Annotated in this window: 9 protein-coding genes; all 9 read right to left on the bottom strand. The window is 36.7% G+C overall.

Going from position 1 to position 8,858, the window contains the following annotated elements; translation table 11 throughout:
• The coding region (locus AB3X49_RS13350) for an alpha/beta fold hydrolase (RefSeq protein WP_367962617.1) at nucleotides 1–439 on the bottom strand (439 nt) is incomplete at its 3' end.
• On the bottom strand, nucleotides 423–1,289 hold the full coding sequence (locus AB3X49_RS13345; protein ID WP_367962614.1) for an alpha/beta fold hydrolase: 867 nt from the start codon (nucleotides 1,287–1,289) through the stop codon (nucleotides 423–425). The genes AB3X49_RS13345 and AB3X49_RS13350, both read right to left, overlap by 17 nt.
• Nucleotides 1,290–1,311: 22 nt before the next feature.
• Nucleotides 1,312–2,217 carry an ABC transporter permease gene (locus AB3X49_RS13340; protein WP_367962612.1) on the bottom strand — a complete coding sequence of 302 codons (906 nt, stop codon included), beginning with the start codon at nucleotides 2,215–2,217 and terminating at the stop codon, nucleotides 1,312–1,314.
• Nucleotides 2,218–2,236: 19 nt separating this feature from the next.
• Nucleotides 2,237–3,172 carry an ABC transporter permease gene (locus AB3X49_RS13335; RefSeq protein ID WP_367962610.1) on the bottom strand — a complete coding sequence of 312 codons (936 nt, stop codon included), beginning with the start codon at nucleotides 3,170–3,172 and terminating at the stop codon, nucleotides 2,237–2,239.
• 105 nt (nucleotides 3,173–3,277) lie between these two features.
• Nucleotides 3,278–4,885, bottom strand: a complete 1,608-nt coding sequence (locus AB3X49_RS13330) for an ABC transporter substrate-binding protein (RefSeq protein WP_367962608.1) — start codon at nucleotides 4,883–4,885, stop codon at nucleotides 3,278–3,280.
• 20 nt (nucleotides 4,886–4,905) lie between these two features.
• Nucleotides 4,906–6,135, bottom strand: coding sequence for a dipeptidase (locus AB3X49_RS13325; RefSeq protein ID WP_367962606.1), 1,230 nt, complete (start codon nucleotides 6,133–6,135; stop codon nucleotides 4,906–4,908).
• A 79-nt stretch (nucleotides 6,136–6,214) separates the two neighbouring features.
• Nucleotides 6,215–7,231, bottom strand: coding sequence for an ABC transporter ATP-binding protein (locus AB3X49_RS13320; protein ID WP_367962604.1), 1,017 nt, complete (start codon nucleotides 7,229–7,231; stop codon nucleotides 6,215–6,217).
• Nucleotides 7,232–7,250: 19 nt separating this feature from the next.
• On the bottom strand, nucleotides 7,251–8,255 hold the full coding sequence (locus AB3X49_RS13315; RefSeq protein WP_367962602.1) for an ABC transporter ATP-binding protein: 1,005 nt from the start codon (nucleotides 8,253–8,255) through the stop codon (nucleotides 7,251–7,253).
• A gap of 33 nt (nucleotides 8,256–8,288) precedes the next feature.
• Nucleotides 8,289–8,831: a helix-turn-helix domain-containing protein gene (locus tag AB3X49_RS13310; protein ID WP_367962600.1), complete on the bottom strand. Its 543-nt coding sequence runs from the start codon at nucleotides 8,829–8,831 to the stop codon at nucleotides 8,289–8,291.
• Nucleotides 8,832–8,858 lie beyond the last annotated feature (27 nt).

The following is an 8,858-nucleotide window of genomic DNA, read 5'->3' as shown; positions in this document are numbered from 1 at the left end:
GCATCTCTTCATTTATTCCAGGTAGTTGACTAGTTAATGCTTTTTCAGTAGAAAGATCATTATAGTTATTATTTGGTGCTGTGTCTCTCAGTATAATATGGGTAATATTTTTGGGATAGCGAATTGCGTACTCTAACGTAAGGAAACCACCATAAGATCCACCCAACATTTTTATTTTTGAAAGGCCTAACTGCTTTCGTAGTTCATCTATATCCTCTGTCCATTGTTCATGAGTAAAAGGAGGTTTACCCTCTGATCTTCCTGATCCCCTCATATCCATAAATACAAGTTTATACTCATCGCCTAATGAAGCGAAAGCAGCGATATCTCCGCGACAATCACTCATTCCAGGACCACCATGTACAAAAAAGATTGCTTCCCCATCTTCCTTCCCATGAACTTCATAATAAACTTGGCAACCATTAATTATTGTGTACATTTTTTATCTCCCCCTTAACGTTTTGTTCATTTAAGAAATTTCTTAAAATGCTGATATATTGTTCACTTTTTTCTCTGATTACTGAATGACCATTTTCTTCGAAAATAAATAATTTGGCTCCTGATATATCTTTTGCTATTTCTTCAGAATATATAGCAGGGGTAATCCAATCTAACTGTCCTCCGGTTACTAAAACTGGTGTTTTAATTTCTTTCAATCTATCCCTAACATCGAACTGCGCCAAGTTTTCATGAAAAGCAGCATTATGAGTTGCATAGTGAAAAAAAATTGAATCCACCTTTTTTTGTGCCACAACTGGATCAAAGTTAACGGAATATAATGGAAGAATTGCAGAATACATCTCTTTAAACTCTTCATTAGAAGCAACTTCCCCATTGAAAAGACGTTTTAGCATACCATGATTAATTCTCGGTAGGTGACTATTTAATGCATTCTCGATGGCCAAATAATGATGTTCATTACTTGCAGCAGTCACATTTAACAGTACATGTGAAACATTTTGAGGATATCTTAGAACATACTCAAGAGCGATAAATCCCCCGTAAGAAGAACCATGGATAGTAATTTGATTAAGCCCTAAATGTTCTCTTAATTTATCAATATCTTCTGTCCATTGTTTATGAGTATATGGATCCTTGTCTTCCGAGCGCCCCGAGCCCCTCATATCAAAAAACACTAGCTTATACTGATCCCCAAGCTGTGTAAATGTATCTGCATCGGCTCGGCAATCCCCTAAACCTGGTCCTCCATGAATAAAAAAGATGGGCTGACCACTTTCTTTTCCATGAACCTCATAATACAGATCGCATCCATTAATTTCAGCGAGCAATACATTTCCCCTCCCATATGGATTAATTTGATTTCTTAATATGTTTAGGATCTAATGCATCTCGTAAACCGTCACCCAAAAAGTTATAGGCCAATACTACGAGCGTGATTGCCATACCCGGTAATACACCTAAAATTGGGGAAGTCCATATATATTGTTGAGCATTTTGTAGCATATTTCCCCATGTTGGTGTTGGCGGCTGAATACCTAATCCTAAATAACTGATTGCGCTTTCTGTTAAGATAGACCATGCAATCCCAAGAGTACTGGCAACAATAATAGTTGGAATAATCTGTGGAATAACATGGCCAAATAAAGTCCGAAGTGACGATGCTCCAGAAGCAATTGACGCTTCTACAAACTCCTGCTCTTTCCATTTCATTGTTTCACCGTATACAATTCTTGCGATCTCCATCCATGATGTAACAGCTATGACTACAATAATCATCATTGGACTCTTCCCTAAAACTGTTAATGCAACAAGTGCAAGAAAAAAATTCGGAATCGCCATCATAGCTTCCGTTAACCTCATAAGGATGGATTCTAGCCACCCTCCAAAATAACCGGCAAACGCCCCAACCATCCCGCCTAAGAAAATGGTAAATAACATCGAGACAAAACCAACCAGTAAAGTTATTCTTCCTCCATGTAGCATCCTACTAAGTACATCCCGACCAAGATCATCCGTGCCTAAAGGATGTTGGACAGTCCAACTAGCCAGTGTATTAGTTGGATCAATTTTTTCAGGGTTTAGACTCCAGAAAATAGGCCCTAAAAAAGCAACAATATGAACGAGTACTAAAAAAATCAGTGAAATTAAGGCAACCTTGTTTCTTACCAGTCTTGAAAAAACACTTCTATTTTTCGGTTTTACTGTTCTGACATTTTTAATCTCCTCAATTGATTTTTCTATTTGAACTGTGGACATTGGATCACCTCAAACTCACTTAAATATTTTTCACTCGTGGATCAATCCTTGAATAAATAATATCTACTATAAAATTTGATAGAATAACAATAACAGTCACAATAACAGTTACACCCATCACTAAGTTATAATCTCTTCCTTGAGCGGCTTCGACAATCAATCTTCCCATGCCTGGCCAGCCAAAGACAGTTTCTGTAATCACGGCTCCCCCTAGTAAACGTGGTATCAACACCCCAATGATAGTAACAACAGGTATCAGTGCATTCCTCAGTGCATGCCAGTAAATAACAGTTAGTTCTTTTGCCCCTTTTGCACGAGCGGTACGAACATAATTTTGCGATATAACCTCCAACATAGAAGATCTTGTAAATCGAACAATAGTTGGAAGTGTGGTCGTTGAGAGTATTAACACGGGCATAAGTAAATATTTAAACCGTTCTATAATGTTTCCTGATCCCACACCAGAGGATGGAAGCCATTGTAGAACAACAGAAAACAAATACATTAACATTATCGCCAACCAAAATGAAGGAATAGATAAACCAATGGCACTAAAGAAATTTATCGAATAGTCACTGACACTATTACGTCGAATTGCAGAAATAATACCCAAAATAATACCTACTACAATTGAAAATATTAAGGTATATACTGCCAGCTCCAATGTATGTGGAAAGCGCTCAGACACCCTTTGAATAACTGGTTGCCCACTTGTAAGCGAAACACCAAAATCCCCCTGTATCGTGTCTCCAACCCATTCTCCATATCTAATAATGACCGGTTTATCTAGCCCCATTCTCTCAATTAAAGCTTCCCGTTCTTCCGCTGTTGCATCCATCCGCATTAATGAAGATGGTCCACCCGGTGCCAGATTTATTAGGAAGAATGTCAAAACTGTGACTATAAAGACTAGGATAATACTTTGCCAAAGTCGATTGATGACAAAATTGATCATTTCTCCTTCCCCCTTTTGGCTAGAACTAATATTATGAAACTCATATCAGTTCTATTATTTAAAAATTTGTCGATCACCTATCAATGGTGATCGACAATCAGATGACTATTTTTCTACCCACCACTCATTGATGTAGTGTAATGCTCCTCCGAAATACATATCCGGTACTCCCTTTAACTTATTATTACGAACCTGTATTTCTTGTGGATACCATAAATATAGATATGGTAAAGTGTCAGACATATACTGTTGTACCTCTTTATACACCTTCGCGCGTTCTTCCGGATCATTTGTTTTTTGTCCCGCAACTAATAATTCATCCAACCTAGGGTCCTGATAGCCAGGAATGTTGTTACCTTTTCCTGCATTAGTAGAATGATACTGAGCAAAAACATCAGGGTCATTTGGATATGCCCACCAGTTGAGAATCATTTCATAATCACGTTTAATAATGTGCTTCTCAATCATTGCATTCCATTCCATAGTGCTTAACTTTACATCTAATCCTATATCTTTTAGATATTGTTGAACCATCTGTGCAATAGGTTCTAAGTCACCCTGTACAGCTACTTCAAAGGTGAATTTAAATGGCTTACCATCTTTATCAAGAATTCCGTCTCCATCAGAATCTTTCCAGCCCGCTTTTTCGAGTAATTCTTTTGCCTTTTTAGGATCATAATCATATTTTGTAACTTCATCTGTATAGTAGTTTTTTAGATTCGGCGAAATTGCTGCATCAGCAATCTTTCCATATCCTTTTAAAACAGTATCAATGATCGCCTTACGATCAATTGCATGCATAAACGCTTGACGAACCTTTACATCTTGGAAAAGCTCATTTTTTTGATTTAAAGAGATCCAAAAATATTTTGTGGTATCAGAAGGCATTACAGTTAGATTCTTAGCCTGCTTGATTCGATCAAGGGAATTCTTATCTTCTAATACAAAAACATCTAATTCATTGCTTAGAGCTTGAGCGATATGAGTATTGGGATCAGCCAAGATCTTATATACTACCTTATCTAGTTTTGGAGCTCCTTCAAAAAAGTCTGTATTTGGCACCAATTCTATACTTTGACCAGAAATGTATTTACCAATTTTAAATGGACCCGTACCAATTGGCTTTTCTTTGTTGAAAGAAGTTAAATCAAAGGGATCCCTTCCTTCTAATACATGTTTTGGAAGAATTTCGGAGTTGAAACCTAGATAAGCAGGCAATGCAGCCCAAGGTGTTTTCAAATGAAACTCTACTGTTAAGTCATCCTTCACTTCAACATGGTCTAATGATTTATAGTTAGAAGCACCATTTGAACCTAATGATTTATTTAAGACAACGTCATTAAAAGTAAAAGATACATCCTCTGCACTAAACGGCTTACCGTCATGCCATTTCACGCCTTCTCGAAGCTTAAATGTCCATACAAGCCCATCATCAGAAACTTCCCATTTTGTTGCTAGATTTGGAGCAGGCGCTAAATCTTTCCCTGGTTTTGTCAAACCTGAAAAAATAACACGATTTACAAGGTTTGATTCTGCATAAGCATTTGGGTGCCATGGATTAAAGATAGGATCCCCCACAATTGGAATAGTGGCAGTTCCACCCTTCTTTGAATTAGTTGATGCCTTATTATTATTTGCAGTACAACCAACTGAAAATAATAACACCGTTACTAACGTGATTACCCCTAGTATTTTTAGTCCTTTGGGACGCATTACACTTCCCCCCTCTATAATTATTTCACCCAAGTTTCCTTTAAGACCCTAATCACGTTTCCTCCCATGACTTTGGAAATATCTTCGCGACTATATCCTTTTTTAACTAACCATCTGACAACGTTTGGATAAGCCTCTGAAGGATTTTCTAGACCTTTTACATAACTAACTTCTTCAAATTCCGGACCTTTGTGTGCATCATGAATGGATAACTGATTTGCAAACGCATGATGTATTCCGACATGATCTCCGAAAAGAGTATCCAAACCAAAAGCAACATGGTCGATTCCGACTAAGTTCACTACATGCTCGAAATGTTCCATAACTGATTCAATTGAGTGATCCGGGTACTTTTGAGTCAGTGTAGTATGTGGAGCAGCTTCAATTCCAATGACTCCCCTTTTTGCTGCACAAGCTTCAAAGATGTAATCTGGTTTCATTCGGTTAGTATTCCATAGAGCTCTTGCACCAACATGAGTAATAAAGATAGGCTTTTCACTTGCTTCAATAACATCTGCAGCTGTTTTATCCCCGCAGTGGGATACATCAATCGTCATACCAAGTTGGTTCATTCTTTTGACTACCTTATGACCAAAAACTGATAATCCTGAATCGTTCTTTTCACGTAAACCAGAACCTAATGCATTTGCTTCTGAATAAGCAATTCCCATTACACGAACACCTAATCCGTATAGAACGTCTACCCTATCGATTTCATTTTCTATTTGAGTCGCTGATTCGATAGATGTAACAAATGCAACTTTCCCTTCTTTTTTCGCTCTATACAAATCTTCAATTGATTCTGCACGAATAACTAAATCTTGGTGGGCAAAATCACTGTATCTGATTCCTAAATCATGAATAACATCATTCCATTTCCAACCTGCATTCGAAGTAATAAAAGCCGTACCATCCATATAATTCTCAAATACAACGTCTAATCCAGAAACACTTAGTCCTTCATATCCAGTCCAATCTCTTCCCTGACGACGAAACTCGAAAATCTCTTGAACATTTTCAGGACAAATAAAAGTATGCTCATGTAGAGAAATGATCATATCCTCTTCAAGAATAGTTTGAACTTCTTTCTCTTGTTCCTCAGTTACAGGATAATTAAATGGTTCTACTCGGCCAATTTCCTTTGCTAATTTATAAGACTTGTAGTCAACACCCGATTGAAGATAATCAAAAGATTTGTAACCGTTGTATGGCTTCTTTTTTGTACCTGCTTTTTGTACTGTTTCAGACATTTTAATTCCTCCTAAGTCTTTATTATTTAAAAATTCTGTCATTTAAAAATAGACAAAATTTATAACCCTCATTAAAGGTTTATAATGGAAAATGACAGGCTACTTGGTGTTCAGGTGCAACTTCTTTTAATTTTGGAATATCTACTTTACATCTTTCTACTGCAATCGGGCATCTTGTATGAAATTTACATCCTGATGGTGGATTTGCTGGAGACGGAATTTCACCTTTTAATATAATTTGTTCGTTCCTTTTATAAGGATTCGGGATAGGATTTGTTGAAATTAGTGCATTTGTATATGGATGGGCTGGATGTTGAAATAATTCATCTGTTTCTGCCACTTCTACTAGATTTCCTAAATACATCACACCTACTCGATTGGAAATATAACGAACAACGTTCAACCCATGGGCGATAAATAAATACGTTAAATTCATATTTTCCTGTAAACTCTTCAGCAAATTAATCACCTGTGCTTGAACAGAAACATCCAGAGCGGATACTGCCTCATCTGCTAAAATAAATTTTGGATTCAACGCTATGGCTCGTGCGATTCCAACTCTTTGACGTTGACCACCAGAGAATTCATGAGGATAAAAATGCCTTCTATTCGGATCAATACCAACTAGTTCCAATAATTCACATACCCTTTCATCCTTTTCTTTCCCACTAGTAATTTTATGGACCCGAAACATCTCTCCTATAATATCTCCAATAGTAAGTCGAGGATTTAAGGAACCAAATGGATCCTGAAAAATAATTTGCATTTCACGACGGACTTTTCTTAATTCTTGTTTTGAAAGCGATATAAGCTCCTGACCTTCGAAAAACACCTTTCCTTCTGTAGGTTTTTGCAATTGAAGAATACTTCTACCTAAAGTTGATTTTCCTGAACCAGACTCGCCTACTAGTCCAAACGTTTCTCCTTGTCTAATATGAAAGGAGACATCATCGACTGCTTTTACATTCCCAATTATTTTTTTAAAAATACCTTGTTTAATAGGGAAATATTTCTTTAAATTTTGGACTTCAATAAGAGAAGGGTTGTTTGGTTTATTTATAAATACATTATTTCCCTTAACGAAATGACTATCCAAATCCTCACCCCTAACATTCCTATTTTTTTCTATGGGTTAATGAAAAATCAGAATTAACTTTATCATGGTTCCAGCATGCTATTTTTCGGGAATTTATAGATTGCAATAATGGTTCTTCTGTGAAACACTCCTCTGTTGCAAACATACACCGGGGGCTAAATCGGCATCCTTGAGGCATTTCTGTTAAACTTGGAATATTCCCCTGAATCGACTGCAATCGAATACTACGGTTTCCGTCAATTGTAGGGATAGAAGATAAGAGACCAATGGTGTATGGGTGTTGGGGCTTATCAAAGATTTCATATACTGTCCCCTCTTCCATTACTCTTCCAGCGTACATAACGACTATTTTATCAGCCATTTGAGCTGCAACTCCAATATCATGTGTAATCAGTACTATCGCCATGTTTCGTTTTTCATTCAGCTCTTTTAATAAATTAAGAATTTGAGCTTGGATGGTTACGTCCAAAGCAGTGGTTGGTTCATCTGCTATTAAAAGCTTCGGATCGCAGGATAGGGCCATTGCAATCATAACACGTTGTCTCATTCCTCCAGATAATTCATGCGGATATTGTTTCAAACGAATTTCAGACTCTGAAATTCCTACTAAGGTTAATAATTCTTTTGCCCTGATCATTGCTTGTTCCTTTGAGCAATCGTTATGTAACCTAATTGCTTCTGATATTTGCCTTCCAATTGTAAATACTGGATTTAGAGCCGTCATAGGTTCTTGAAAGATCATCGCAATCTGACTTCCCCGGACCCTACGCATTTCCTCCCGATTTTTTTTCAACAAATCTTCACCATTAAAAAGTATTTCACCATTGAGAACCTGACCATTCTCATAATCAATTAATCTCAAGGCTGAAAGGGACATGACGCTTTTTCCACTCCCCGATTCCCCCACAATACAGACTGTTTCACCAGGATTCACGGTGAACGAAATATTTTCAACAGCCTTTACTAAACCTCTATCTGTGTAAAATGCAGTTGTGACATTATTTACTTCTAATATTGGCTGCACCCTATATCCACTCCCCATTCCTAATAAAACCCTTTAAAAAAAGACCGGAGTTATACAACAAAGAAGGACAGCTTCCTGATCTAAGAGATTTTCCCCGTAGTGTGGTAATGATGAAGGAAAATGAATTGAATCTCCCTCTCGAAGTAAGAACTCGTCCTCTCCTACCATGAATACTACTGCCCCTTTTAATACGTAATAAAATTCTTCACCTTGATAATTAAAAGATTTAGTTTTCTTTTGATTTGGAGATACCTTAATAATAAAAGGCGCTAATGATCTACTTGGAAACTCACCGTTTAATCTTGTGTATTTTGATTCCAATCCTTTAATTTCAAATGGTTTATGATCACTTTTTCTTACAACATATTTCTCCTTTTTAGATGTTTCAAAAAAATAGGTAATATTTACTTCAAATGCTTCAGCAATCTTTTTCAAAGAATTAATAGCTAAAGATGTGGTACCTCTTTCTATCTGAGATAGAAAACTAACTGATAATTCAGTTTTAGAACTCAAATCTTTTAATGTAAGTCCTCTTTTAGTTCGTAATTCCTTAATCCTTAAGCAAATATCTTCCATTTAAATTCTTCCTTCCAAATTTAAACT

Source organism: Bacillus sp. C30 (assembly GCF_040838255.1).
GTDB classification, from domain to species: Bacteria; Bacillota; Bacilli; order Bacillales; family Bacillaceae_G; genus Bacillus_A; species Bacillus_A mycoides.
This window is presented reverse-complemented; position numbering and strand designations above follow the sequence as displayed.

Bases quoted from the DNA above. Each gene is read 5' to 3' on its own strand.
- AB3X49_RS13340 (WP_367962612.1), bottom strand. From the start codon at position 2,217: ATGTCCACAGTTCAAATAGAAAAATCAATTGAGGAGATTAAAAATGTC.
- AB3X49_RS13335 (WP_367962610.1), bottom strand. From the start codon at position 3,172: ATGATCAATTTTGTCATCAATCGACTTTGGCAAAGTATTATCCTAGTC.
- AB3X49_RS13330 (WP_367962608.1), bottom strand. From the start codon at position 4,885: ATGCGTCCCAAAGGACTAAAAATACTAGGGGTAATCACGTTAGTAACG.
- AB3X49_RS13325 (WP_367962606.1), bottom strand. From the start codon at position 6,135: ATGTCTGAAACAGTACAAAAAGCAGGTACAAAAAAGAAGCCATACAAC.
- AB3X49_RS13310 (WP_367962600.1), bottom strand. From the start codon at position 8,831: ATGGAAGATATTTGCTTAAGGATTAAGGAATTACGAACTAAAAGAGGA.